General features: G+C 45.0%; 19 protein-coding genes. 6 read left to right on the forward strand and 13 right to left on the reverse strand.

All coding sequences use genetic code 11. From position 1 onward, the window contains the following. Window positions 1–10: 10 nt before the first annotated feature. Entirely contained in the window at window positions 11–6,781 is a 6,771-nt protein-coding gene (locus JQC93_RS05005) for a tandem-95 repeat protein (RefSeq protein WP_328833256.1), read from the forward strand. A gap of 70 nt (window positions 6,782–6,851) precedes the next feature. On the opposite strand, the gene JQC93_RS05010 is transcribed toward JQC93_RS05005, so the two are convergent. Continuing rightward, a complete protein-coding gene (locus tag JQC93_RS05010; protein WP_205157399.1) occupies window positions 6,852–8,045 on the reverse strand; it encodes a class I SAM-dependent methyltransferase in 1,194 nt (397 codons plus the stop codon). A gap of 71 nt (window positions 8,046–8,116) precedes the next feature. Between JQC93_RS05010 and yccX the strand changes: the two genes are divergently transcribed. After that, complete coding sequence (gene yccX / locus JQC93_RS05015) at window positions 8,117–8,389, forward strand: acylphosphatase (protein WP_205157400.1); 273 nt, start codon at window positions 8,117–8,119, stop codon at window positions 8,387–8,389. A 42-nt stretch (window positions 8,390–8,431) separates the two neighbouring features. Here the strand turns inward: yccX and JQC93_RS05020 are convergent, their stop codons facing one another. The 6 genes from JQC93_RS05020 to JQC93_RS05045 all read right to left on the reverse strand — a co-directional run bounded on the left by JQC93_RS05020 (window position 8,432) and on the right by JQC93_RS05045 (window position 13,897). Beyond that, window positions 8,432–8,761, reverse strand: coding sequence for a TusE/DsrC/DsvC family sulfur relay protein (locus JQC93_RS05020; RefSeq protein WP_205157401.1), 330 nt, complete (start codon window positions 8,759–8,761; stop codon window positions 8,432–8,434). A 93-nt stretch (window positions 8,762–8,854) separates the two neighbouring features. Continuing rightward, window positions 8,855–9,517: a Bax inhibitor-1 family protein gene (locus JQC93_RS05025; protein WP_205157402.1), complete on the reverse strand. Its 663-nt coding sequence runs from the start codon at window positions 9,515–9,517 to the stop codon at window positions 8,855–8,857. Between the two features lie 192 nt (window positions 9,518–9,709). Then, window positions 9,710–10,459, reverse strand: coding sequence for an amino acid ABC transporter ATP-binding protein (locus tag JQC93_RS05030; RefSeq protein ID WP_205157403.1), 750 nt, complete (start codon window positions 10,457–10,459; stop codon window positions 9,710–9,712). Between the two features lie 21 nt (window positions 10,460–10,480). Then, complete coding sequence (locus JQC93_RS05035; RefSeq protein ID WP_205157404.1) at window positions 10,481–11,578, reverse strand: amino acid ABC transporter permease; 1,098 nt, start codon at window positions 11,576–11,578, stop codon at window positions 10,481–10,483. Between the two features lie 12 nt (window positions 11,579–11,590). Beyond that, window positions 11,591–12,793, reverse strand: a complete 1,203-nt coding sequence (locus tag JQC93_RS05040) for an amino acid ABC transporter permease (RefSeq protein ID WP_205157405.1) — start codon at window positions 12,791–12,793, stop codon at window positions 11,591–11,593. A gap of 75 nt (window positions 12,794–12,868) precedes the next feature. Then, window positions 12,869–13,897, reverse strand: coding sequence for an amino acid ABC transporter substrate-binding protein (locus JQC93_RS05045; protein ID WP_205157406.1), 1,029 nt, complete (start codon window positions 13,895–13,897; stop codon window positions 12,869–12,871). A 452-nt stretch (window positions 13,898–14,349) separates the two neighbouring features. Between JQC93_RS05045 and JQC93_RS05050 the strand changes: the two genes are divergently transcribed. Beyond that, complete coding sequence (locus JQC93_RS05050) at window positions 14,350–15,297, forward strand: precorrin-2 dehydrogenase/sirohydrochlorin ferrochelatase family protein (protein WP_205157407.1); 948 nt, start codon at window positions 14,350–14,352, stop codon at window positions 15,295–15,297. Window positions 15,298–15,353: 56 nt separating this feature from the next. Here JQC93_RS05050 and JQC93_RS05055 read toward each other — a convergent pair whose 3' ends face one another. Together JQC93_RS05055 and JQC93_RS05060 are read right to left on the reverse strand one after the other, a co-directional pair. After that, window positions 15,354–15,836: a YajQ family cyclic di-GMP-binding protein gene (locus tag JQC93_RS05055; protein WP_205157408.1), complete on the reverse strand. Its 483-nt coding sequence runs from the start codon at window positions 15,834–15,836 to the stop codon at window positions 15,354–15,356. Between the two features lie 11 nt (window positions 15,837–15,847). Further along, window positions 15,848–16,903, reverse strand: a complete 1,056-nt coding sequence (locus JQC93_RS05060) for a 3-deoxy-7-phosphoheptulonate synthase (RefSeq protein ID WP_205157409.1) — start codon at window positions 16,901–16,903, stop codon at window positions 15,848–15,850. 175 nt (window positions 16,904–17,078) lie between these two features. On the opposite strand from JQC93_RS05060, the gene JQC93_RS05065 reads away from it, so the two are divergent. Together JQC93_RS05065 and JQC93_RS05070 are read left to right on the forward strand one after the other, a co-directional pair. Next, complete coding sequence (locus JQC93_RS05065; RefSeq protein ID WP_205157410.1) at window positions 17,079–17,747, forward strand: hypothetical protein; 669 nt, start codon at window positions 17,079–17,081, stop codon at window positions 17,745–17,747. An 87-nt stretch (window positions 17,748–17,834) separates the two neighbouring features. After that, window positions 17,835–18,311: a DUF4442 domain-containing protein gene (locus JQC93_RS05070; protein ID WP_205157411.1), complete on the forward strand. Its 477-nt coding sequence runs from the start codon at window positions 17,835–17,837 to the stop codon at window positions 18,309–18,311. A 23-nt stretch (window positions 18,312–18,334) separates the two neighbouring features. On the opposite strand, the gene JQC93_RS05075 is transcribed toward JQC93_RS05070, so the two are convergent. Next, a complete protein-coding gene (locus JQC93_RS05075; protein WP_205157412.1) occupies window positions 18,335–19,705 on the reverse strand; it encodes a hypothetical protein in 1,371 nt (456 codons plus the stop codon). Between the two features lie 206 nt (window positions 19,706–19,911). Between JQC93_RS05075 and JQC93_RS05080 the strand changes: the two genes are divergently transcribed. Next, window positions 19,912–20,754: a CvfB family protein gene (locus JQC93_RS05080; protein WP_205157413.1), complete on the forward strand. Its 843-nt coding sequence runs from the start codon at window positions 19,912–19,914 to the stop codon at window positions 20,752–20,754. Window positions 20,755–20,962: 208 nt separating this feature from the next. On the opposite strand, the gene rsmF is transcribed toward JQC93_RS05080, so the two are convergent. The 3 genes from rsmF to JQC93_RS05095 form a co-directional block, all read right to left on the reverse strand. Continuing rightward, entirely contained in the window at window positions 20,963–22,390 is a 1,428-nt protein-coding gene (gene rsmF, locus JQC93_RS05085; protein ID WP_205157414.1) for a 16S rRNA (cytosine(1407)-C(5))-methyltransferase RsmF, read from the reverse strand. 113 nt (window positions 22,391–22,503) lie between these two features. Continuing rightward, on the reverse strand, window positions 22,504–25,137 hold the full coding sequence (locus tag JQC93_RS05090) for a PqiB family protein (protein ID WP_205157415.1): 2,634 nt from the start codon (window positions 25,135–25,137) through the stop codon (window positions 22,504–22,506). Next, a complete protein-coding gene (locus tag JQC93_RS05095; protein WP_205157416.1) occupies window positions 25,134–26,405 on the reverse strand; it encodes a paraquat-inducible protein A in 1,272 nt (423 codons plus the stop codon). Before JQC93_RS05095 ends, JQC93_RS05090 begins: the two co-directional genes overlap by 4 nt. Window positions 26,406–26,422: the final 17 nt, after the last annotated feature.

Consider the following 26,422-nt stretch of genomic DNA (forward strand, 5'->3'; position numbering starts at 1 on the left):
TGGCACGATTGTGTCGACCACACCGGTTCTTGCTAACCCATCTCAAGGCTCGATCAACACAGACACTGATGGCAACTTTGTGTTTACACCAGCCGAGAACTTCTACGGCGATGTGGTGGTTAATTGGACCACCGAGGACGACGATGGCGCGACAGCGACCACCACCTCGACCATCACCGTGGGCGATGTGAACGACGGTCCGGCTATTACTGCGGATGATAAGACCACCGACGAAGATGTCGCGGTTGTCTTGACGTTCGATGCGAGCGATGTGGATGGTACGATTGTGTCGACCACACCGGCTCTTGCTAACCCATCTCAAGGGTCGATCAGCACAGACAGTGACGGTAACTTTGTATTCACCCCAGCGGAGAACTTCTACGGTGATGTCGTAATTAACTGGACCACCGAAGACGACGATGGCGCAACAGCGACCACCACCTCGACTATTACCGTGGGCGATGTGAACGACGGACCGGCCATTACTGCGGACAACAAAACTACCGACGAAGACGTTGCGGTTGTTCTAACGTTTGATGCCAGTGACGTGGATGGCACCATAGTGTCGACCACGCCGACTCTAGCGGATGCGACTCAAGGCTCGATCAGCACGGACAGTGACGGTAACTTCGTGTTCACCCCAGCCGAGAATTTCTACGGCGACGTCGTAATTAACTGGACCACCGAAGACGACGATGGCGCCACGGCGACCACCACCTCGACCATCACAGTGACGGATGTGAACGATGGACCAACGATCACCGCAGACAACAAGACCACCGACGAAGACGTTGCGGTTGTCCTAACATTTGATGCCAGTGACGTGGATGGCACCATTGTGTCCACGACACCTGTTCTTGCTAACCCATCTCAAGGGTCGATCAGCACAGACAGTGACGGTAACTTTGTATTCACTCCAGCTGAGAACTTCTACGGTGATGTCGTGGTTAACTGGACCACCGAAGACAACGACGGCGCAACAACAACAACCACCTCGATCATCAATGTAGGCGAAGTCAACGATGGACCTATAGCCGTAAATGACTTAGCAACAACCAACGAAGACACTGCAGTCATCATTAACGTATTGGACAATGATACTGACATAGATGGTGATGAGTTGTCTGTAGTCAGCGCTACAAGCCCGAATGGCAGTGTTGTCATTAATGGTGATGGGACAATAACCTTCACACCAAACAAAGACTTTAACGGTGAAGCGACGATCAATTATGTCATTTCTGATGGTAATGGTGGCACATCAAATGCTGATGTTAGTGTCACTGTGACACCAGACAATGCTGATACTATCTTGAACGACGATAGTATCAGCGTTACCGAGGATTCGAATGCAGTAGGAAACGTGCTTACTAATGACGTTGAAGACGACAGTCCACTAACAGTGGTTGAATTTACCATTGATGGTGTAACAGGCTCCTTTAACGCTGGGGATACCGTGGTACTGTCTGGCGGTGAGTTTACGTTAAATCAAGATGGCAGTTATGTGTTTGAGTCAAACGAAAACTGGCACGGCCAAGTACCTACAGTCACTTACACTACTAACACGGGCGACACTGCCGACCTTAGTATTGAGGTCACCCCAGTTGACGACCCAAGCAAGCTTGTTAAAGATTCTATTACGGTAGATGAAGACACCGTTGCGAATGGAAATGTTTTAGCTAATGACAGTGACGTTGACAGTTCACTGCTGGTTGCTACTTTTCAAATTAACGGTCAAACCTACAACGCTGGTCAGTCAGTGACGATTCCAGGCATAGGTGATTTCACCCTTAGCAGCAATGGTGATTACACCTTTACTCCAATTGCTGACTGGAACGGTAATACGCCAGATATTATCTACACCACCAATACGGGTCAAAGTGAAGGGTTGAGCATTGAGGTGTTACCTGTTAATGATGCACCTGACGCTAATGACGATAACTACTTAGTGAATTCAGGTAGTAGCGTGAGCCTAGACTTAACTGCAAATGACACCGATATTGACGGAGACGATGTAGTCTTAGTCTCTATAGATGGAGTTGCTCTCACTGGTGGCGCGCAAGTTATTACCTTGGGTGATGGCAGTGGTGTGGTTAACATCGACAATAATGGCAACATTGAATTTGTTCCTGCCGATGGGTACGAAGGTGATGCTACCTTTGAGTATGTGATTTCAGACGGCGATCTTCAAAGCACCGGTAATGCCACTATTGAGGTCAATACGGTCGATGCGGAAAACGATGGCGATAATGACGCGATTTACCAAGTAAATGCGGACTTCACGAGTGGAGTGGTTATCCCTGTAGATGGTAATGGTCAGCCGCTGTTTAGTATTGAAGCGATAACTTATGATAGCAATGGCAATGCCGTTACCGGATCTATTTCAGTATTAGATGGTTATGGAATCGGTGTTGCTAACTCTATTCGCGACACGGGGCAAGTGCCTGACCAAATTGAGTTTGATCCAGACACAGGGCGCTCTGAGCAGCTGAAAATTGAGTTTAGCGAACTGGTTAACCAAGTTGATTTTGGCGCCGAGCGGTTGTTTGGTGATGAAAATGGCGGTGAGCAAGGTGCTTGGTCTGCCTACTACAATGGGGAGCTCGTTGCATCTGGTACGTTCGAGAACCCAGCGGGCTCAACGTCCGGCGACTTTACGATAGATACTGGCGATATTGTGTTTGATACATTGGTCTTTGAAGCCAATGAAAACAGTGTCCTTACAGGCGACTCGTCTGACTATGTTATCTCGTCCATCAACGCTTCTGGTGTCGACTTGGGCGATGGAGCCATTGTTGCTAGCGAAGATAGCGGCATCACAATATCCGACCCTGCACAAGGCTTGCTGGCAAATGATAGTGATAGCCAAGGCGACAGCTTTGGTATTACTCATGTGAATGGTCAGCAAGTCACTAATGGTCAAGTTATTGCGCTAGCAAGTGGTGCACTGCTTACGATTTACGCTGACGGTACCTATGGTTACGACTCAAACGGCGCATTTGAATACTTGTCAGCCGGCGAACTAGTCAAAGATTCATTTACTTACACCATTACCGATGAACACGGTGCGACGGACACAGCAACCGCAACCGTCAATGTCATTGGCAACAATGATGTTCCTGTAGGGTCAGAAGACTCGGCAGCGATGGAAGAAGGCGCAGTGCTAGTCTTCAATCCAGATCAGTTAGTCGCAAACGACTCAGATGTTGATGGTGATAGTCTACAACTTGTGACTTTAGCTACCGATGCGTCAGGGTCGGGACAAGTCGACATTTCTTCACCGGGCGCAACATTTACCACCGCACTCGGTGGAACGGTTGTGGTCAACGAAGACGGTACGTTCTCATACCAAGCGCCGTCAGGGCTTGACCATAGTGATTCTGCGACATTAGTTGACAGCATTTACTATCAGGTTACTGATGGAAATGGCAACTCTACTTGGACAGAAGTTGAAATAGATATTAGCGATAGTGTACCTGTCGCAATTGATGACTCTGACAGTGTAGGGTTTGGCGGTGTCGGCTACGGCAATTTAATTGAAGGTGAAAATAACGGTAGCGGTAAAGACGAACTTGGCAACGACGCTACTGAAGTCACTAGCATTACTTACGAAAACGTCACTTACGATAGTTGGGATGAAAATGGCGAGCTAACCATTACAACCGACAACGCTGTGGTCACGTTTAATCAAGATGGTAGTTACCGCTACGAGTCTACTCAGTCTGAGGGGCAAGTAGAGTCGTTTTCAGCTATCGATATGCTAAGCAACCAGGGCATTACGCTTTACGCCTATAGCGACTATACACAAGTGGATGTTAATAACTTAAATGGTGACTCTGCGTCGGTAGTGAGTAATGGTGGCAATGTTGGCATCTATTACAACAACAACGCCGGAAATGGTGACCAAATTCGTTACGATGAAGCGCTGGTTACTAAGTTTAGCGAAGAAGCTCACGTTGCTAACTTCACTTTAGACGGTGTGCAGAACAGCGAAACAGTCTATTGGCAAGCTTATGATGCTCAAGGAAATCTTGTAGATAGTGGTAGCGTTAACAGTAACGACTTAACCATTGCAACTAATACAGGGTTTACAAGTGTTGTTCTTTATACCGGCTCAACCAATAACTTCACTGTTGATAGTGTTGATGTCCAGTATGGCGTAGGCAGCTCGATTGAAGATTCTTTCCAATATGAGCTTACAGATGCAGATGGTAGCACTTCTTCGGCGGAGCTTACGGTAACCCAAGATTCTCTTCCTGACGCAAAAGACAACGTCGCTGATGTTTACGAAGCGGGCCTAGACAGTGGAAGTGAAACTGGTACAGGCAGCAATATTGTGTCGGGCAACCTTCTTGATAACGATGGTGGTATCAGTGATTCCACAGTAATTACAGAAGTGGGCAACCAGACGCCTGTTAATGGGGTGATCACTGTCGATACGGTGTACGGCACATTAACCGTATATGTGGATGACTCAAATGGTCGTCGCGCAGGCGATTTTGACTACGAACTTACTGAAACCTCATCGGGTGACGATGTAGTAGACAGTGTTGAATACGTTATCGAAAATGGTGTCGGTGTAACCGATTCGGCGCAGCTCGATATTAAGATAGTTGATGATGTGCCGATGGTGTCCGACATTGAGCGCAATCTCACGACCGACGCTGACCCTGTTACGACTAACTTAACTTTCGTGTTGGACTTGTCTGGCAGTATGGATTATGCCGCAGGCAATGGTAAAACCTATCTTGAAACAGCCATCGAATCGTTGAGAGCGTTGGTTAATGAAGTCGATGATACTGGTAATGTTAACGTTCAAGTGGTTACGTTCTCGGGTAGTGACATTGAGAACTCAGGTTGGTTGATTGACGACATTGACGAAACCATCAATTACTTGGAATCACTTGAAGCCAGTGGTGGAACCTTATATCACGATGCTTTACAAGAAGTGATGACAAGCGGCGCCTTACCAGCTGCGGATCAGAGCTTTGTGTACTTCATTTCTGATGGTGTTCCAAACTCAGGATCAGAAATAACCGATGCTCGTCAAACTGATTGGGAAGACTATTTAGACACTGCTAATTACGACATCGCCTTTGCCATTGGTATTGGTAATGCACCTCTAGATGAGCTTACACCTATTGCTCACTCGGTCGATCCTAATGACGATGATAGCGAGTACGCCGTTATCGTTGATGACGCTGATGATCTTACAGATACGGTGTTAGAGTATTTCGACAACGGCACTATTACGGGTGAAGTGAAACTGCTCGATACAGAAGGCGGCATTTTGGAAGGCGCTGATGGCGTCTCAATCACAGCCGTAACTATTGATGGCGTGACGTACCAGTATGATGCGTTGACACCAGAGATCACGGTCCAAACAGTTATGGGTGGTGAGTTTAGAATTAACTTCGAAAGCGGTGAATACTACTATGGTATTGAAGTTGATCGTAATGTTCTAAATGAGAAAGAAGTGATTGAGATTCAAATCGAAGATGGTGATGGAGACCAAGATTCCTTGGATCTGACCCTAAACATCGATTATTACGCTGCAATTGATGCCAACGTGAATAACATCATCACTAACGCAGCAGAAGGCACTACGCTGAATGTAGACTCTGACTACTTGCTTCATGGTGATGCAACCAGTTCCGATACCACATTTACTGATATCACTAGTGATGACGTATCGGTGAGCAATACCGATGGGCAAATCACTATCGAAAATGGTAGCAGTGGCGATGTACTTGAGTACTTGATTGAAGGTAACGGTACCTCCGACAGCGCACGAGTCGAGTTGGATTATCAAGACTCGTCACAATTAATCGGTACCAATGCCAACGACATAATTATTGCTCAATCAACGGCTAGTTCCGGCGTGCCAATAATGCTCAATGCTACTGTAAGATCAGGATCGACTTTCAGTACAGCGAATCAATTTGGTTTCACGTTTGCGACAATTGCTGCCGGTCTGTCTATTACTGAGCTAAATATAGATTTGAGCAGCATAGACAATGATGGTTACTGGGATGTGAGCGAAAATATTCAGTTCAATAGCAGTAACTCTGTCGGTATTGATGAATCCAGTAATATCTGGGATGAGATGAACTCTGACTCTGCAATATTAACAGCTAATTTTGCAGAAGGTGACTTCACTTCTGGCGATGAATTCTGGTTCTCATTTGATACCGATTCCTTCGGAAATAACCAAGGCAGTAGTTTTGTAGGAGTGTCATTTAATATTACATTGAGTGATGGTTCAGCTCTCCAAGGAACTTTTGTGTCAGATGGTGCGAACGGTGCAACCGCCGTAATCAGTCAAGGTATCGACAGCTACCTAGATGGCGCTGCCGGTGACGATGTCCTTGTCGGCGGTGATGGAAGCGACCTACTAATTGGCGGCGAAGGAGACGATCTACTGATAGGTGGCAAGGGTAACGATATCCTCACCGGTGGTGAAGGCAGCGATCTGTTTGCTTGGCATGAAGGTGACCTTGATGGTAGCACAGATACAATCACTGACTTTGACCTTGCCTTTGATGTGCAGGGTGATTACCAAGGTGAGAAAGTGGACTTAAGCGATCTATTCCATGACGTTGAAAGTGATGACGTAGGTGCGTTGCTCGATACCATTGCACAAACGGTATCGACTACGGACAACGGCTCTTCAATTACAGTAGATAGATTGGGCGATAAGGTTACGATTGAGTTTGATGGTGTATCTTCTACAGACTTAACCAATAACCTAGCGAATATGTTGATCATCAAAGACGATATATAGTCCTAGAAAGAAAAACGCCAAGTCACTCATTTGTGACTTGGCGTTTTTTTATGAATTGCTTTAGTTGGTATTAAAGCACGCGGCAAGCGAAGCCTTTGAGATAAAAGCCCTCTGGGTAGGCAGTATCACATAGGTGATCGGCTGCTTGTTCGAATCGTTCTATGAACTTTACCGATCGACCCGCGTCTAGAGCAGCATCAGCGACTATTTTTTGGAATAGGCTTTGATCCATGAGACCTGAACAGGAGTAGGTCAGTAACGTTCCACCAGGGTTAAGTATTTCGATGGCTAAGCGGTTAAGGTCTTTGTAGCCGCGACTTCCTGAGGTTAGAGTTGATTTAGAGCTCACCATTTTTGGCGGGTCCATGATAACAACATCAAATTTGGTTCCCTGATCGCGATATTCTCTCAGTAATTTAAAAACGTCTGCGTTTAGAAATACCGCACGCTTTTTACTGATATCGAAATCATTAAGCTCTGCGTTTCGCTTAGCGGCGTCTAAAGCAGGTTGTGATACATCTGCATTGATAACTCGCGTAGCACCACTCTTGAGCGCGTAGAGGCCAAATCCACCAGTATACGAGAAGCAATTGAGCACGGTTTTACCTTGCGTATACTTCATAGCGCGTTGACGACTGTCTCGCTGGTCCAAGTAAAAGCCTGTTTTATGACCATTTACGATATCGACACCAATTTTAACGCCGTTTTCTTCAATGGTTACGCTTTCGGGTGGTAATTCACCGTGAAGCACACCAACACGTTGCTCGAGGCCTTCTTTTTCTCTTACCTTAACGTCCGAACGCTCGTAAATATGGCACGAGGGGAAAACCCGGGTAAGTGCTTTGACTAGTGAGTCTCTATGTTGTTCGGCACCGGCGCTAAGTAGCTGACATACAAGGTAGTCTTTATACTTATCGATGGTGACTCCAGGTAGGCCATCAGACTCTGCAGCGATCAATCGAAAGCCCGTTGCCTGATCGCGCTCGATAATGTCTTGTCTTATGTCGAGTGCTTGTTGGATGCGAAATTCAAAGAAATCGATATCAATATCGCAATTATCAAAGCTCCAAACACGCGCACGAATTTGAGAATTAGGAGAGTAAGCGGCCTTTGCGAGCCAGCGTCCTTTAAAATCTAATACGTCTACAGTGTCGCCTAATTGAGGTTCGCCAATCAATTTTTCAATGGCACGAGAGAAAATCCACGGATGTCGACGGAGCAGTGATTTTTCACGTCCCTTGGCTAGTTTTATTGCTAAAGTCATGTTTGGATGCCTAAATTAAAGTGTCGCCATTTTTCATGAAAGGGCCACCAAAAGCAACTTTGGGAGGGAATATGACACAGAAAACTGCAAAAGCATGGGTATCGGGTCGTGTTCAGGGAGTCGGCTTTCGATATTTTACTGCGCACCAAGCGCAAAAGTGGGGTCTTACCGGTTATGCAAAGAACCTTAACGATGGACGAGTTGAAGTTCTCGCAAGCGGGGATGAATACTCTGTAGAGTTACTGCTGGACTGGTTAAAGACCGGACCGCCGACTTCAACGGTCACCGAGATTGCTGTTGAGTATGTTGACCACGAACCAATGACTCGCTTTAGCATGTATTGACTTTATTTGCTTGCGAGACTGCAAAGGTTTTGACTTTAAGCGTTATAAACACTTGGCCGGTTTAGGCAGCCCCGCAAGTTTCGTGGCTTGCTTAGCAGGGCCTTCTCTAAACAATGTAAACAAATATTTGCTGCTGCCTTTCTCAGGACCGTGTGCTTTGGCTACAGCTTTAACAAGCATTCTTACGGCAGGAGAGGTCTTGAATTCCAGATAAAACTCACGCACAAACAAAATGATTTCTAAATGGTCTTCGGTCAGAACAATGCCTTCTTGCTCGGCAAGCACAGGTATCATCGCTTCTTCCCATTGTGTGTAGTCTTTTAGGTAGCCTTCGGCGTCTGTGTCTATTGACGTGCCGTAATAGTCAAACATAGTCTGCTCGTATCATTTTCGATGGGCGATAGTGTAAACGAGAGCAAAAAAAAAGCCTAGACTAAGTCTAGGCTTTCTATGTCATTCGACAAATTAGTCGTTGTTCATTACACCAAGAATGCTCAGTAGGCTAATGAAGATGTTGTAGATGGATACGTACAGCGATACCGTCGCCGAAATGTAATTTGTTTCTCCACCGCGAATGATGTTTTGCGTTGTAAGCAAAATAACGCCCGTTGAGAACAGAATAAACATTCCGCTCATTGCTAGGTACAGCATTGGCATTTGTAGGAAGATGTTAGCAACCATACCAACAAGCAGTACCACAAAACCAGCCATTAGCATGCCGTTTAAAAACGAAAGATCACGCTTAGTTGTAAGAGCGTAAGCCGATGCACCTAGGAAGGCTAGGGCAGTACCACCCAGAGCAGTGACGACAACGTCACCCATACCAGCGCCAACGTAGGCGTTGAGAATTGGCCCAATTGTGTAGCCAAGGAAGCCTGTGAATAGGAAGGTAAATACCAAACCCATGCTGTTGTCGCGGTTCTTCTCAGTTAAAAAAAGTAGGCCGTAAAAGCCAACTAGCATGATGATTAGACCTGGACGAGGCAGGTTGAAGGCCATTGAAATACCAGCAACAAGAGCCGACCATATCAGCGTCATAGAAAGTAAAAAGTATGTGTTACGCAGAACCTTGTTGGTTTGCAATACACTTTGCTGCTGCGCAGTGCGTTCTACCATTGGACTGTTCATTAGATTCCTCACAAATCTTAGTTGTTACTAGTTATGTAGTGGCAAATGATTAGAATTTCAAGGGCCATGTATTATATAAGTACGAAATCATAAGCGATAAGTTTCAATCCGTTAACCCCAAAATGTAACAAAATATAACACGCAACCTACGCGCATAAAAAAGGGTGACTGTCGTCACCCTTTAATTGCCGCTTAGTGGTGCAATATTTGACTCAAGAAGTTTTGGGTCCGATCAGACTGAGGATTTTCAAAGAAATCTACCGGGTTGTTTTCTTCGATGATCTCGCCCGCATCCATAAATATCACGCGGTCAGCGACCTCTTTTGCAAAACCCATCTCGTGCGTTACACACAGCATAGTCATGCCTTCTTCCGCAAGCTCAACCATTACGTCCAACACTTCGCGAACCATCTCAGGGTCGAGCGCAGAAGTAGGCTCATCAAACAGCATTACTTGTGGACTCATACAAAGTGAGCGAGCGATGGCAACCCGTTGCTGCTGACCACCCGATAATTGACCTGGGTATTTGTCCGCTTGATCCGGGATTTTAACACGCTCTAAGTATTTCATAGCAACGGCTTCAGCTTCTTCCTTTGGCATTTTCTTCACCCAAATTGGTGCTAAGGTGCAGTTTTCCAACACCGTTAAATGCGGGAAAAGGTTAAAGTGCTGAAAACACATTCCGACTTCTCTGCGAACCGCTTCGATATTTTTAAGATCTTCAGTAAGCTCAGTGCCCGAAACCATAATGTGGCCTTTCTGATGCTCTTCTAAGCGGTTAATACAGCGGATCATGGTCGATTTACCCGAACCTGATGGGCCACATATAACGATTTTTTCGCCTTTTTTAACATTAAGATTAATGTTCTTTAGTACGTGAAACTCGCCGTACCATTTGTTCATATCCTGTAACTGGATCATGTACTCTTGTTCAGTTGTCATAATACGTCCTTGACTAAATTCTTATCGCTTGTGACCAGTATGAAGCTTGTTTTCGAGCCAGATAGAGTATCTTGACATACCAAAACAAAATACCCAAAACACTAGCGCGACAAATACATAACTTTCGATTGCAAAACCTAACCATTCGGGGTCAGTGTTGGCTGATTGACCAATACCCAGCACGTCAAACATACCGATGATCAACACCAAGCTAGTGTCTTTAAACAAGCCAATAAAAGTATTTACAATCGATGGAATGGTGATTTTTAAAGCTTGCGGCAGAATAATCAGACGCATTTTTTGCCAGTAGCTTAATCCTAAAGCGTCAGCCGCTTCATATTGGCCACTAGGAATAGCTTGTAAACCACCACGAATAACCTCAGCCATATAGGCAGCACTAAAGAGTACTACACCAACTAGGGCGCGGATCAGTTTGTCTGTTTCCATACCTTCCGATAGAAAGAGCGGAAGCATTACCGATGCCATAAACAATACAGTGATCAGTGGAACGCCACGCCAAACTTCGATGTAGACGGTACACATGCTGCGAATAATAGGCATTTCGGAACGACGGCCAAGGGCGAGAAATACACCAATAGGCAGTGATACAACGATACCGATTAAAGCAATGATTAGTGTTACTAGTAAGCCACCCCATTTGTGGGTTTCAACCACTTCTAGCCCAAATACGCCGCCATATAATAAAATGGCAATTAGAAATGGGTACACGTTTACAAAAAATAACCATATCCAAGTGCGTTTTGGGGTCTTTTCCCACATCAGTGCTGCGACAAAAATCGCAAGCGTTGCATAGAAAAGGCGAGGGCGCCACAGCTCAGCTTCTGGGTAGAAGCCATACATAAACTGTTCCCAGCGCACGCTAATAAACACCCAACATGCCCCTGCACTGGTACAGTCATCGCGTGTTGTGCCAATCCAATCAGCGTTAACAAATGCCCAGTCAACAATAGACAACACCATCGATAGGACTAGGTAGCCGAGAATCAAGCTCACAATGGAGTTGATAGGGCCGTTAAATAAATTTTTACGCAACCATCCTACAACACCTACAGAGTTTGTTGGTGGTGGCAGGTCTGGTTGAAATTGATGTATGCTCATCTGTTATCCCTCTTATCTCTCAACCAAGGCAACTTTCTTGTTGTAGTAGTTCATTAACGCCGACGTTACCAAGCTTAGTGTTAGGTAAACACCCATGGTCATTGCAATAATTTCAATGGCTTGTCCTGTCTGGTTAAGGGTTGTTCCAGCAAATACTGACACCAAATCTGGGTACCCAATCGCCATAGCAAGCGACGAGTTTTTGGTTAAGTTAAGGTATTGACTGGTGAGTGGCGGGATAATTATTCGCATTGCCTGTGGAATAATAACCAATTTTAGCGTGCGAGTTCTTGGCAATCCTAGTGACATTGCTGCTTCAGTTTGGCCATGGCTAACTGCATTGATGCCTGAACGTACGATCTCAGCAATAAATGACGCCGTGTAGATACTTAACGCCAGTGTTAGGGCGGCTAGCTCAGGAATAATGCTAATCCCCCCTCTGAAGTTAAAGCCTTTAAGCACTGGCATCTCAGCGCTAATGGGCATACCTGTTGCGAAATAAGCAATCAGAGGAAGACCGACAATTAGACCAAGACTAATACTGGCGACAGGAGTTTGTTGCCCAGTTAAGCTCTGCTTATTACGAGCCCAAACATACAACACGATTGATGCAATGACTGCGGCTACAAAAGCGGCGATGACAACGCCACTTCCTGGCTCAAACACTGGAGCAGGGAAGTAAAGACCACGGACATTTAGGAACACCGCTTCACCCAAGCTCATACTCTCTCTTGGCGACGGCAATGCTTGCAATACCGCAAAATACCAGAAGAAAATTTGAAGAAGCAGTGGGATATTACGAAAAATTTCGATATAAACGGCAGCCAAACGACTGACTAACCAGTTAGACGATAAACGTGCAATACCGACCGTAAAACCAAGTATTGTAGCGAAAAAGATACCCAATACTGACACTAAAGCCGTATTGAGCAAACCTACGATAAAGGTTCTACCGTAGCTGAAGGTTTCGTCGTATTCGACAAGCGTTAGACCGATGCCAAAGCCTGCCTCCTGATCTAAAAATCCAAAACCGGTAGAGATCCCGCGAGAATCTAAATTACTCAGAGCATTGTTTACAATGGTGTAAAAAAATAGGCCGAGCAAGAAGATGGCAATGACCTGAAAGGCGACCGAGCGGAAGGTTGGATTATAAAGCAGGTTTGTGTTTTTAGGCGGTGCGCTGCGATCCGCCGCATCTGAAGAGTTAGGATTCATACAACTATAACCTCAAATCCATGTAAGGGAAAAAGGGCGGTTTCCCGCCCTAGTGTTATTATTTTTAGATTCCCATTAACGCAATGGAGGAGCGTACATGAAGCCACCAGCATTCCACAGTGCGTTTACACCGCGAGAAATTTGAAGTGGTGAACCTGTACCAACCGTACGTTCAAAGCTTTCACCGTAGTTACCAACTTGTTTGATGACTTGGTAACCCCAATCATCAGCGATACCTAGAGCCGTACCTTTAGGACCGTCAACACCTAAGATACGCTTAACGTTTGGATCGTTTGACTTAAGCATTTCGTCAGCGTTCTTTGAAGTGATGCCGTATTCTTCAGCATTGATCATCGCGTTTAGCGTCCATTTTGCAACGTTAAACCACTTGTCATCACCTTGACGTACTACCGGGCCTAGAGGCTCTTTAGAGATGATCTCTGGAAGTACTACTGCTGAGCTTGGATCTTTAAGGTTTAAGCGAAGTGCGTACAGACCAGATTGGTCAGTCGTTAGTACGTCACAACGACCGCTGTCGAATCCTGCAGACGTTTGAGCAGCAGTATCAAATACTACTGGCTTGTATTCCATGCCTTGTGCACGGAAGTAGTCAGCAAGGTTAAGCTCGGTTGTTGTACCAGACTGAACACATACTGCGGCGCCATCTAGCTCTGTTGCTGAAGAAAGACCAAGCTCTTTCTTAACCATGAAGCCTTGACCATCGTAGTAGTTTACACCTACGAAGTTTAGACCTAGAGCGGTATCGCGATGCAGTGTCCACGTAGTGTTACGTGACAATACGTCGATTTCACCTGATTGAAGCGCAGTGAAACGTTCTTTCGCTGTTAGTGGAACATACTTAACTTTAGTCTTGTCGCCTAGTACTGCTGCGGCTAGAGCCTGGCAATATTCAACGTCAATGCCTTCCCATTCACCTTTAGAGTTTGGGTTAGAAAAGCCTGGAAGACCGGTACTTACGCCACACGTAAGTGCGCCAGATTCTTTAACTTTGTCTAGAGTGCTATCGGCAGCAAAAGCGCTGTTAGACATAACAGCAGCTGATGCAGCAACAACTGAAGCTAGAATGGTGAGTTTATTGGCCATTGTATCCTTCCTGTTATTTTCCATGATGATTCAGTAAATTACTGAAATAACGTTCTACATGTTGTGTATGCAAATGTTTGTTAGTGATCCATTTCTATGCAAGATAAAAACCAATCATTTAAAAAACTAGATTAGGATTGTTGATTACACAAATTGTTAATTTAAAATGATTTTATGTATCTACCTAAGCTATGCACTCTTAGAATGCAGAAATGTTGCGCTCATGTAAATAGTGCAACGTGCATGTTAATAGTGCAGATCGACGTTAATCTTATCTTTAGTTAGTTAGCTGGTCTTTTGAGTTGGCTTTATGGCTTAAATGCAGTTTTAAATATTGATTTTGATAATAATTTCACACTAATAAACTAGTAATTTGAGAATTATGGAAAGCGGACAACCCTTTGTTGCACTACTTTGGTGAGTCACGCCAATTCTTAGGTTAAGGAGACCGTATGCAGTACTTTCCTCTATTTTTTGATCTTAATCACAAGCCTGTGACCGTAATTGGGGGGGGGGACGTTGCGTGTCGGAAAATAGAGCCTTTACTCAAATGTGGTGCTGAGGTGACGTTAATTGCCCCACAAATTCACCCAGATCTGCAGCGATTGGCTGAGCAAAAACAGTTAACTTGGATACAATCTAACTATCATAAATCCTTGATTGAAAATCCAGTTCAGATTTGGGCAACCACCAATCAGCCGCAGGTTAATCGACAAGTGTATGCTGATGCAAAATCGTTAAGGATTATGGTCAATGTTGTTGATGACAAACCGTATTGCGACTTTATTACCCCTTCGATGATTGAACGAGGGTCGATTCAGCTCGCGATTAGCTCTGGTGGAGCATCACCGGTATTAATTCGCAATGTGCGTAAAAATTTAGAAGCGGTGTTACCGCAAAACCTCGCGCTGCTTGCTCAATTTGCGAAACATAAAAGGGATTGGGTGAAATCAAATTATGCGACGGTAGAGAGTCGACGACATTTTTGGGAGGCCTTTTTCGATCTCTCAGAAGTGAATCGTGCTACAAGTGAAGAGCAGCTTGAAACTGCGCTACAGAAATGTCACGACAACCTTCAGCCACGGAAATCTCGGGTCATTGTCGTAGAGTGGGGCGAGGACATTGAATTGTTGTCACTAAAAGCCGCTAGATTAATGCAGTTGGCTGATGTTGTTTATAGTCAGCCAGACCTACCTAGTGAGTATTTGGACATGTCTCGTCGTGATGCCGATAAAAAGAGCTTTTCGACTCTCCGAGATTATCACTTGCTGCTTGATACACTTGAGGCAAAAGATGGTAGCGAAGGGCTGATCCACGTGTTGTTCGTTGCCAGCAACAGCCGTGAGACTTACCAACCGTCGTCGAATCTCGTGGAATACGTTTTTTACGCAAAACACTAACAAAAAAAGCCGGTCAAATGACCGGCTTAACTTCATATATTTTTTGATTAACTATGTTAGTCGCGAAAGTTATCGAACTGAAATGGCTGACCAAGGTCGGCTCCGCGTACTAGCGCCATTGTTGCCTGTAAGTCATCACGTTTTTTTCCAGTCACGCGCACTTTTTCACCCTGAATAGCCGCTTGAACTTTAATCTTCGCGTCTTTGATGGCTTTAACAACTTTTTTCGCTGTTGGAGTGTCTATACCTTGCTTAAACTCAACAAGTTGACTCCATTTTTTGCCAGACGCTGATGGTTCTTTCGACTCCATCGCGTTGACGTCAACGCCACGCTTAGTAAGGTTTCCACGTAAGATGTCGCGCATCTGCTTAAGCTGAAAATCGCCTTCAGCGCTAAGCTTTACATTGTCGTCGATCTTTTCAAAGCTCGCTTCAACACCACGGAAATCAAAGCGAGTCGAAAGTTCACGGTTGGCGTTGTCGACTGCATTACTCAGTTCAACGGTGTCAATTTCAGAAACAATATCAAATGAAGGCATGTTAACTCCTGCTATTTTTGAGTGCTTTTTACTGCATCTGCCAAGATATCTAGCATCGCAACGGTGTTATCCCAGCTCAAACATGGATCAGTGATTGATTTTCCATATTCAAGATTGTCAATGTCCGTCATCGGCTGATTACCTTCTTGTATGAAGCTTTCAGCCATAATGCCACCAATTTGTGTGCTTCCAGAGCGAATTTGCTGCGCAATATCTTTAGCAACATCAAGCTGTTTATTGTGCTGCTTTTGGCAGTTAGCATGACTAAAATCGACCACGACACGTTGCGGAAGATCAAACTCTGCCAACGCTTGGCAAGCGTTCGAAACCGACTCACTATCAAAGTTCGTTCCATTATCGCCACCGCGCAGAATCACGTGGCCAAAAGGATTGCCGCTGGTACGATAGACCGTCATGCGGCCAGACTTATCTGGGGAATAAAAGTAGTGAGACGCTTTAGAAGCGCGCACAGCATCGATAGCGATTTTTACGTTGCCATTGGTGCCATTTTTAAATCCAACCGGGCAGGACAAGGCTGAGGCCATTTCGCGGTGAATTTGAGACTCAGTGGTACGTGCACCGATTGCACCCCACGAAATTAGGTCGGTAATGTACTGACCTGTGATCATATCTAGAAATTCTGTGGCTGTTGCAAGACCCAGTTTATTAATATCAAGTAGCAATTTTCGTGCTTTACTCAATCCTGTTTCTAGCGCATAGGAACCATCAAGATTTGGATCGGTAATTAAACCTTTCCAACCCACAACAGTACGAGGCTTCTCGAAGTAGGTGCGCATCACAATGAAGATTTGATCGCGATACTTTTCCTGCAGCCCGTTAAGGCGTGCTGCGTACTCCATTGCGGCTTCAGTGTCATGGATAGAACAAGGACCGACAATAGCAAGCAAACGTGGGTCTTGACCCGTCAGGATCTGCTCAATAGTTTGGCGAGAGTGCTCTATGTGCTCGGCCACTTCATTTGTCAGTGGGTGAGTGGCAACAAGTTCACTAGGCGTTGGCATCGGACCTAGTGGCTGTGTGCGAAGTTCATCAGTTTTTAAAGGCATTGTTCTAAGCTTTTTCATTTGTGAGCGCATAAGATAGCGGAAAAAGCCGGTGGAATAAACACTTTAACTGTTGCAAGCGGCATAGGTACAAATGTTTGTCGATTGCCGCTAGGGTTTCGAGTCTGAATACGGTAATCTCGTCGTAACAGATTGAAAATGTAGTAAGGAGCTGACATTGAGCAACCAACAGTCTTGGTGTAAACCGATCGTACAACCTGAATCAAACGAAAGTGTAGGCAATTGGATCGATATTCCTACATTGCTTAATGAGCAATCCAGTGATTTAGCCACCCAAATTGAGAAAATCACAACCCAAATGGCGTCTCTGTCTCAAGAAGAGCCGTTGTACCTGGTCTTTCCCAAAGCCGAGCCTCATGCTGAGCCCCTCTGGGACGCATGTTGCACCATTGCCGCTTCGCTTAAGACAACGGGCTATGTACTTAACGTCGTTGTCCCGCATGTTCGCTTAATGAGCGAAGCCGCTTCAGCGATCGATGCGCTGGCGGCGCATGGTCTCCCTCGTGGGATCCCAGGTTTGAAGGTACTCATGAGTATCAGCTGTGCGGCGTCCGCGTTGGCGTTAAACAAGCTTATTTCGTATGTTGACGGCGTTGTTGTAGACGTAGAAGAGTTGGGAATGAGCACGTTCGCAACAGCGCAGCTTGATAGTCCAATGCAATCGAGCGCAGTGTTAGAGCAGTTGGTGTATGACTGTATATTGTCTGCGTCAGAGGCTGGGAAACCTTGTTTTATTGGGCCTTACGGTTTAGTGACGCCGTCACTAAAAGAGCGAGTTACTGATAAGAAGTTACGCATATCTGGTGTGATCAACACATTGAAATAATAAACTTTTGTTAAAAAGTTGTTGTCTTGTTGTGGGTGGAGTAGGATAACTGGTCTAATCAGTTGTAAATTTCTTAGGGAACCCTAAATGCTGTCTCCACTCACTAAAGCCAATCTTGGTTTACTGGTATTTGCTTTTCGTAAAGTCCCCCTCATTTGGATGACACGTCCACGTTTGCTCGCCATTGACGGTGAACAAGTGCAAGTGAAGCTCCCACTCAATCGTCGCAATAAAAATCACCTCAACAGTATGTATTTTGGCGCGTTAGCCGTTGGTGCAGATGTAGCCGGTGGCTTTTTAGCGATGCATAAAGCGCACCTGCTGGGCAAAAAAGTCTCGCTGGCATTTAAGTCGGTACAAGGTGAGTTTTTAAAGCGCCCGGAAGCAGACGCTGTGTTCGTATGTAAAGATGGTGCGTTAATCGACGACATGCTAAACCGAAGCATCGAAACTGGAGAGCGTATTAATGAAGCGGTAGAGATTTTAGTTTATTGCCCAACGCTGTCTAAAGACGAAATCATGGCCCGTTTCGCGTTGACGTTGTCGGTAAAGGTTAAGCCTTAATTCTATCGCCCATTTGAGTCGCTTTAGGACTTTTTCTTATCTAATTCAATTTGTTCTATATCGACAATTTTAGAACGGCTCACGATCAATTTAAATCTAGAGTAGGTAGGCGCGCCATCGTGTCGGTCTTCTTTTACTATCAGATTAATTAAGTGGCGCTTTTCGACGTTCTCGCGGCTCACCTGCCCGTCGTTAAGGCTATAAATGCGATTAGAGTTTCTATCCATGAAACGAGTAATAGGACGTAAATTAAACATCATGCTCTCACGGGTCTGTTCATAACCACTGAGAAATAGTGTTGTCGATAGGGCGGCTTTTGAGTGGTAGTGCAGCACTTGCTCCTCACGCTGTGAAACTCGCGTTTTACGAATGGTTTTGATTCGATCTGGTAGTGATTCAAACCGAGTATAGTCAAGCCATTCCAGCTTTCCGCCCACACGTTTTTTTGTACTAGGGTCAATATAGTCTTTACGCCATTTTGGCTTACCTTTACGTATCCAACGCCACATGACATCACGTAGATCGTCTTTGAATATTTCTCGCAGCGCGTAAATAACACTCATTGCAAACACAAAAGACGCGGTGATTTCACCCAAATAGTCCCGTGCAGCGATTAATGACAACGATACAAACACCATCACCAGACCAGTAGCAATGCCTTTAATAGCCCGGCTTTGGTTTTTACCAACTGTTGAGGTTTTACTTTTAAGTACAATAGGATGCTCTATTAAGCGTCGAAGCAATCGCATTTTGTTGGACAAGCGAGTGACGTCTTCATTGACTTTTTTACTATTGTATTTTTTGAGGACGCGATGCGCTTGTTCGCGCTCGCAAATGGTAATGAGCCTGTCACGCAATAGCGTGTATTCTTTGCCTCTGGGGAGATGCGCGACTAAGGCTAAAAACTTTTGTTCTGTGTACCAAGAGAGGTAGTTGTCGATGTTAACGTAGTAGCGTACCTGGGCTTCTTCATAGGGAACGGAGCGACGTAATTTCTTAAGGATATCAAGAGACAAGTGAATAACTTCGTCCACCTCATCTTCTGTGACAGTGTCACTTACTTTAATCGAAGCACGCAACCCGTTGACCGCTGAGTCAAGCGCAATCACGTATTGATAAGCATATAAACTTAAGCTGACACGGTATTGATTGTCCGATAACTTACCACGCTTTGCTAATCGGCTATGCACCAGAGGGAGGTGAGTTTTATCACTGAAATAAGCTCGTTTTTCGGTCATGGCGCTGTAGTACAGCTCATTCTCGGATAAAACCTGACTATTTATTCCAATTTCACTGGGGAAGAAAAAGTAAAAGTCTAAGTCTAAGCGTTTAGCCGATTCCATGACGTGAGAAACTTTGAGTGTTAATGCGTCTAATTTATCGACTGAAATCAAATGACTATCTCCTTATTGCTCTCCTGCCATGTTACGCAATTGCACTCGCAGATACAATTAACCATGGTCTTTTAAAGAACGGTTTTCAATAAAAAAGGGCACCACAGAGCGGGATCTAAGCATCAATAAACAAATGCTGCAAACTTATGTTCGAAAAACCCTTCTCACAGAGTATACTTAGCGCAAATAAGTAAGTGTGGCCAAGTATGATTAATGTAGGACAAATCAATCACCTCAAGATTGATAGACAAACCGATTTTGGATATTTCTTAGATGCAGCTGACTATGGCAGCGTGTTATTACCAAAAAACTTGGTAAAAACACCGCTCAAAGTGGGTGAGTCCGTTGATGCGATGTTGTATTTCGATTCAGACAACCAACTTTGTGCAACCTGTGAAGAGCCTATTGCGCAAGTAGGTCAGTGGGGTTTGATGAAGGTTGTAGGCGTTAACGCAACAGGTGCGTTTGTCGACTGGGGAATTAAAGCGAAAGATTTGTTAATACCGTTTAGTGAACAGCGCCGTCGATTTGCGGAAGGTCAAACTGTGCTCGTCTATGTGTACACCGATAAAGCCAGTGGCAGAATTGTCGGCACTACAAAGTTCAATAAGCTGTTAGATAAAACACCTGCGACGTACGAAAACAACCAAAAAGTGTCGATAGTGATCGCCGAAAAAAGCGACCTGGGTTATAAAGCCATCGTAGAGGGCACTCACTGGGGGATGATTTTTACATCGGATGTATTTGGAAAGCTGTTTATCGGTAAAACGTTATCGGCTTACATCAAGGACGTACGCGACGATGGAAAAATAACCCTATCGCTACAAAAAATGGGTGTGGCAAAATTTGATGAGTTAAGTGAGCGTATTCTCGATTTACTCAACAAAAAAGATGGGTATTTGCCTATTAGTGATAAATCGTCACCAGAGGCGATTTTTGATCTATTTAGAACCAGTAAAGGTACCTTTAAAAAGAGCATCGGCACATTATATAAAGCACGTAAGATCACGATTGAACGTGATGGAATTCGTCTTACCGATAGCGAGTAATAAGCGCTGATATTACCAAAGTTATTTAGGTAACACCTTAGCAAAGAACTAAAACACCCTGCACTCAACAGGGTGTTTTTTTTACCCAAAAAAGAGCCCAGAACTTATCCTGTTCTGGGCTTAGGGGAATGGCTCTTTTTCAGAGCCTGCGCTAATCAATGCTTTTATTTTAGTACAGGCTGCTAAGAATGCCATTTATCAGGCTTGGTTAGAATGATATACCGTCTCGAACCAGTTCTCGTGGCAATCCATTTTTAATACGATTGCCAACCCATTTGCCTAACCCGATGGGCTTTCCATTGTGCAAAACAAATACAGAGCCTTTCCCTATCGTGGCCTCGCTGGGCCTTATATCTTGTCCTTGATACCACTGCGATAATTCTGCAGACGTTAGCTCTATGCCCGTTAAGTGACTATTTTGTGCAAGGCTCACTACCGTTTGCGCAGACCATTTGATGCCTTTTTTGTGCAGCTCACCTAGTTTACTGCCAATTCGTTGAAAGCGAACACAGTCTAGTAGGGGCGCGATCTCTGTGGGAAATAGCCAAAGCTCTTTGTCTCGCTGCCAAAGATCCAATTGATTCAAGTTAATGTCGAGTTTTAGTTCAGTTGTCAGGCGTTCGCGCGTGTCTAGTACGGTTTTCTTACTGCATCGTTCAAAGGGAAATTTGCCTCGCTTCTTACTCGATTTTGGCGCTGCAATGCTGGCTGTTTTAGTTAGCTTAGCAACAAAGAAACCTTCGCTGTCGTAATGGTGCGGGTAAACGTGTAGCGCACCATTTACCGTGGCAGAGCGGCTAGCACCGTCAAACAGGGTTGTGAGGTCGTCTATACGGATACTCGATGCGAACGTTTGTAGTGCGTGTTCAACAACGTCTTGGTTTTCTAGGTGGTTGAGGGTGCAGGTCGAATAGACCAAGCTGCCACCAGGTTTTAGCGCATAAAAGGCACTCTCGATTAACCGCTTCTGTAGCTCAGCAATATCGCTAGTTGAAGATAGACTCCAGTTTGCCATTGCGTGCTCATCTTTACGAATAGCACCTTCGCCGGAGCACGGAGCATCCAACAAAATCGCGTCAAACTGCTCAAAACAATATTCGCCAAATACCGTAGCATCAAAATGCGTGATTGCGTGATTAAGAACACCGCAACGCTCTAGGTTGTGGTGCAATATCTTGATTCGAGAAGCAGAGAGTTCGTTAGATACTAAGGCGCCTTGATTGTTCATATACACCGCTAGCTGAGTTGACTTAGAACCAGGGGCAGACGCCATGTCGAGCACTCGTGTAGGCTCTGTTAGATTGTTAAACAAAGCAACTGGCGGCATCATCGAACTGGCTTCTTGGATATAAAATAGGCCTGTCATGTGCTCGATACTATTGCCCAGCGCTCGCTCACTTTCATCAGCCTCAATCCAGAACCCTTCTTCACACCACGGAATTGGCGTTAAGTTCCAGCCGTGTTGTTTGGCAATAAGAGCAAACTCTTCAACACTAATTTTAAGCGTGTTAACGCGAATACTTTTTCTTAAGGGTTTTTGACAAGCTTGAATAAATGATTCGAGTTCAACTTTAGAAGCGAGTTGAGTTTCAATTAGGTCTATGTAGGCATCAGGAATAAAAACGTTAGCGTGCACAATATATCTCTGGAATCTAGCAGTATTGGCAGTAGTGTACTGAGTTTATCGATGCCAAACCACCACTTAGTCACCTTGTGCGATTAAGTGGTGGATGCTGATTGTTGGTAGTGCTAAGGCTTAGGTATCGCGGTGCGCCACGCTAGCCATTTTGGATCAGCTTGAGGATGCAAAATAAAGCTGCTGTTTTCTTTGGCAACGGGTCTCAAAGCTTCGTCTGGTGTAGCAAATGCGATCCCACCGTTAATGATACTGTCGATTGTGCCCGCTTTAATGTTTGCACCACTAAGTCCAATAGAGACATCCAACCCCGATTCATTCCAGAAATAGGTGTTGCTGCGGATCAGGTAGGTGAATTCGTTTGAGACTTCAACAGTAATTAGTATTCGGTCAGACAGCGAACCAAGCTCAACATCGACGACTTGGCCGACAGTAAGGTTTCTAAAATGAACTGGAGTGCCTATGTTTACTGAGCTTCTGTGCGGCGTTTGCAGTACATACTGCGTAGTTTGTTGCTCCTTGCTAGTGTAATCAAGGTCAAATTTCAACTGCTTGGCGCTGCTCTCTGCAGGGGTAACATCGATAACAGGCACTATGGCCGCGGATAAGTTTTTAACGCCTTCAAAACTGATTTGTGGCTGTCTTACTGTATAGCGAGTGCCTTTGGTTGCCAAGGCACGAGCGTACTCAGGGTAAAGTCGCGCCGTATAGGTGATTAAGCCAGTATTAAAGTTGGGGTGCATCTGAGTGACTTCGCCAACCTGAACACTTTGGTAGTGAATTGCTGTTCCCACGTTTATATTGTTCGCCACGCCAGAAGTTAACTCTACGGTTGTCCCATAACTTACCGCAGTCTTGTAGCTATCGAAAAGTGTGTAATAACGCCCGGTCTTATTGCTGATTTGTGGCCCGTTGTCAAAGGCTATGGCCCCTTGTAACAGCTTGCTAAGTGGTTGCGCTTCAATGGATACACCTGCGAGCGAGGCATCAACGGTTACGCCAGAGTGAGTCCAAAATACGGTGCTGTCTTTAATGAGATGTTGATAGTTTTTATCCACCAACAGATCGACCACCATCCCTTGGTCTGTCAGTTGATACGATTTCACCTGCCCAACAGGCAAATTGCGATACAGTAGTGGGCTTCCGACACTGACAGAAGGCAATGTACTGCTTAGTAGCTGTACTTTTTGTAGGCCAATAGCGCCATAATTTGCAAGCTCTGCCAATTGCTGGTTCTGATACAGTGTAAATTGATTTTTATCCGAAGAGGTTCCCTGACTGGTAAAACTGATCGATCCCGCGAGCAATTGGGGGACAGGCGGTATGTCTACATTCAGCGCACCATCGGCAAATTGTGCTGATATTTGCGAGTTAAGGTAAAAACGGTTGCCGTTCTTAATTAAAGACGAGAACTCTTTTTCTACCAATACTTCGATAGCGACTTCGTTGCCGGTTAATGAGACGGTACTCACTTCTCCAACCTGAATACCTTTGTAGACGAGTGGGGAGCCACTGGATAAGCCAAAGCTTTGATCTGCAATAAGAGTGATAAGCTGCGCGTTGTTCGTTTGGACGCTGAGTTCATTTTGACGAATAGCAACAAAACGTCTTGCTTTTTCACCTTCTCCCGCAATCAAACTTAAATGATTGCCTTTTATTAAGTTGGCTAGATTTTCTAGTTTGGTCACCGACAATTTTGCTTCTTCAATCACCCAACTTGAGCCTGTATTGAGTAAATCAGCAAACATAGGCTCGACGGTAGCCTTAGCAAAAATTTGCTCGCGGTCTTCCGACAAATAAACGTTATTGATCACACCAATCTCTAAACCTTTGAATAGCAGGGAGGCGCCATTGTTAGCTATACCGTGAGATTCGGGCAGGGCAATAGTAATCGATATTCCTCGACCGGCTGTTTCTACATCAGGAAATAGCTTAAAACTGTGTTTGGCTTCTATGTCGTCGCCTTCTTCAGGTAGATCGACGGCAATGGCACCACTGATCAGTGCAGATAGAGACTCCATTTTAATATCGACACCATCTAGGCCAAATGACGTTCGGATACCGCTGACATTCCAGAATCGACTATTTTGATTAATGAGGTTTTGATAGCGTGGGTAAATGACCGCATCAATATGGATGTCTTTGGATTGCCTATCGAGCTCATAGTTGTATACTTCGCCAATAGGGATTTTTTTGTACAGTATTTTAGAGCCAATATTGATCGAGCCTAAATCCCGTGACACCAATTCAATAGGCAAACCTTGTTTCAATAATGCGTCGCTAGGGCGCTCACTCAGTGCGGTATAGACATACTCTTTAAGTTTTTCTGGCTCACTACTCGGCAAAATGGATATGTAGTTACCTGAAACAAGGGCATCTAGTCCAGTCACACCAGAAATTGACGCTGAAGGTTTCACTAACCAAAACTGAGTATCCTCACCGAGTAATTTAGTCGCTTCGGGGTATATATCGGCATCGACATAAATCTGGCTTAGATCGTCCGCAAGATTGATGTCACGGACCATGCCTATTTCTAGACCTTGATATCGAATCGCTGTGCGGCCTGCAATCAGGCCCTGGGCGTCTTCAAAATAAATTTGTACCTGTTGGCCAGCCTCTTGAATGGCTTTGGTGACAAACCAACCTGCAAGGATGAGTGTCAGTGCTGGAATTATCCAAACCGGTGACATACCACGGTCTTTACGAAGCGTAGGTTTCGCGGGAGAGTGGTTGGCAGGAGTGGTCATTGATTCACCTTTTCATTGATATTACGCCAAATGAGATTGGGCTTGAGAGATTCGGTTGCCAGCATAGTAAAAAATACCACGACGGCAAAAGCAATAGCGCCTAGACCGGGTGTGAAGTTAAGAATTTGTCCACGGTCGACCAATGTCAGCATGATGGCGATCACAAGGATGTCCATCATAGACCACTTCCCAATCCATTTGACGGCAAAGTAAATAGTCATTCGTTGTCGATGAAATCGTTGTCGATCAAACTGAATGGCTAACAATATGTATGCAATGCCAATGATCTTAAAAATCGGCACGATGATACTGGCAATAAAGATAATGGCCGCAATACCGGGCATATCATTCTCAATGAGCGAGGCGATCCCCGATAAGATCGTATCTTCTAACCGTTGCCCGTTTGTAAAGAGAATCGAAATGGGGATGAGATTCGCCGGAACGATGGCGACTGTTGCGATAAGCAGGAATCCCCAAGTGTTGCGGACCATTTTATAGTCGTTACTGGGCTTAATGAGACTTTCACATCGCTCACAATGCCCATGTGCTGATTGGGTTAAGTGGCAATGTGGGCAATCAACTAGGATCGCTTCGCTACTGTGCTCGGCTACGGTGACGCTACTGTGTTCATGTGAAAAGTCGGCATGTCGCGTTTCAAACACTTCCCAATACCGACGACTGCTTAAACGTGTAATGAGCAAGAGAATGAGAATCTGCAAAAGGGCGAGAAATAATAGTCCATGGCGAAAGTAGAGATCGGAGTAATCTTGAAGTTTGAAGGCCGAAATGGCGATGGAGATTAAAAAAACATCCAACATCATCCAATGCTTGAACCATTGAATAGCGGTTAAGCTACGTTTCAACCAGCGACGACTTCGATACCGAATTGCCCACTCAGCCATAAAGGTGGCAACAAGAACAACAGCTGGAGTAATTATGGTGGTTAACCCTACAAACAGCGCCAGACTTGTAAAGCCATCGTGATACAGTGCAGCGACGCCACCCCATAAGCTGGCAGTTATCCATTCACCAATTAAACGAATGGATAAAAAAGGTTCGAAAAGAGCTGGGTAGAATAGCACTGCGCAGGCAATCGCTAGAGGGAGGTTGCCTGCAACATTTATGGATTTTCCTCGATAAAGCTGAGTATTGCAGCGTGGGCAATACGCACTCTGTTGTTCAGGCAGCGATAACCATTCCACCGCAAGATCGCAGTGCTGGCAAACTCGAGTTTGCGATTTCAATGATGTAGAGGCTTGAAAACTCACTCATTAGTACCCAGATA

The organism is Vibrio ulleungensis (assembly GCF_016900875.1).
GTDB classification, from domain to species: Bacteria; Pseudomonadota; Gammaproteobacteria; order Enterobacterales; family Vibrionaceae; genus Vibrio; species Vibrio ulleungensis.

Coding starts and splice junctions, on each gene's coding strand:
- JQC93_RS05090 (WP_205157415.1), bottom strand. CDS start 25,137: ATGACCACTCCTGCCAACCACTCTCCCGCGAAACCTACGCTTCGTAAA.
- JQC93_RS05025 (WP_205157402.1), bottom strand. CDS start 9,517: ATGAACAGTCCAATGGTAGAACGCACTGCGCAGCAGCAAAGTGTATTG.
- JQC93_RS05055 (WP_205157408.1), bottom strand. CDS start 15,836: ATGCCTTCATTTGATATTGTTTCTGAAATTGACACCGTTGAACTGAGT.
- yccX (WP_205157400.1), top strand. CDS start 8,117: ATGACACAGAAAACTGCAAAAGCATGGGTATCGGGTCGTGTTCAGGGA.
- JQC93_RS05035 (WP_205157404.1), bottom strand. CDS start 11,578: ATGAGCATACATCAATTTCAACCAGACCTGCCACCACCAACAAACTCT.
- JQC93_RS05070 (WP_205157411.1), top strand. CDS start 17,835: ATGCTGTCTCCACTCACTAAAGCCAATCTTGGTTTACTGGTATTTGCT.
- JQC93_RS05040 (WP_205157405.1), bottom strand. CDS start 12,793: ATGAATCCTAACTCTTCAGATGCGGCGGATCGCAGCGCACCGCCTAAA.
- JQC93_RS05080 (WP_205157413.1), top strand. CDS start 19,912: ATGATTAATGTAGGACAAATCAATCACCTCAAGATTGATAGACAAACC.
- JQC93_RS05020 (WP_205157401.1), bottom strand. CDS start 8,761: ATGTTTGACTATTACGGCACGTCAATAGACACAGACGCCGAAGGCTAC.
- JQC93_RS05030 (WP_205157403.1), bottom strand. CDS start 10,459: ATGACAACTGAACAAGAGTACATGATCCAGTTACAGGATATGAACAAA.
- JQC93_RS05045 (WP_205157406.1), bottom strand. CDS start 13,897: ATGGCCAATAAACTCACCATTCTAGCTTCAGTTGTTGCTGCATCAGCT.
- JQC93_RS05050 (WP_205157407.1), top strand. CDS start 14,350: ATGCAGTACTTTCCTCTATTTTTTGATCTTAATCACAAGCCTGTGACC.
- JQC93_RS05060 (WP_205157409.1), bottom strand. CDS start 16,903: ATGCCTTTAAAAACTGATGAACTTCGCACACAGCCACTAGGTCCGATG.
- JQC93_RS05010 (WP_205157399.1), bottom strand. CDS start 8,045: ATGACTTTAGCAATAAAACTAGCCAAGGGACGTGAAAAATCACTGCTC.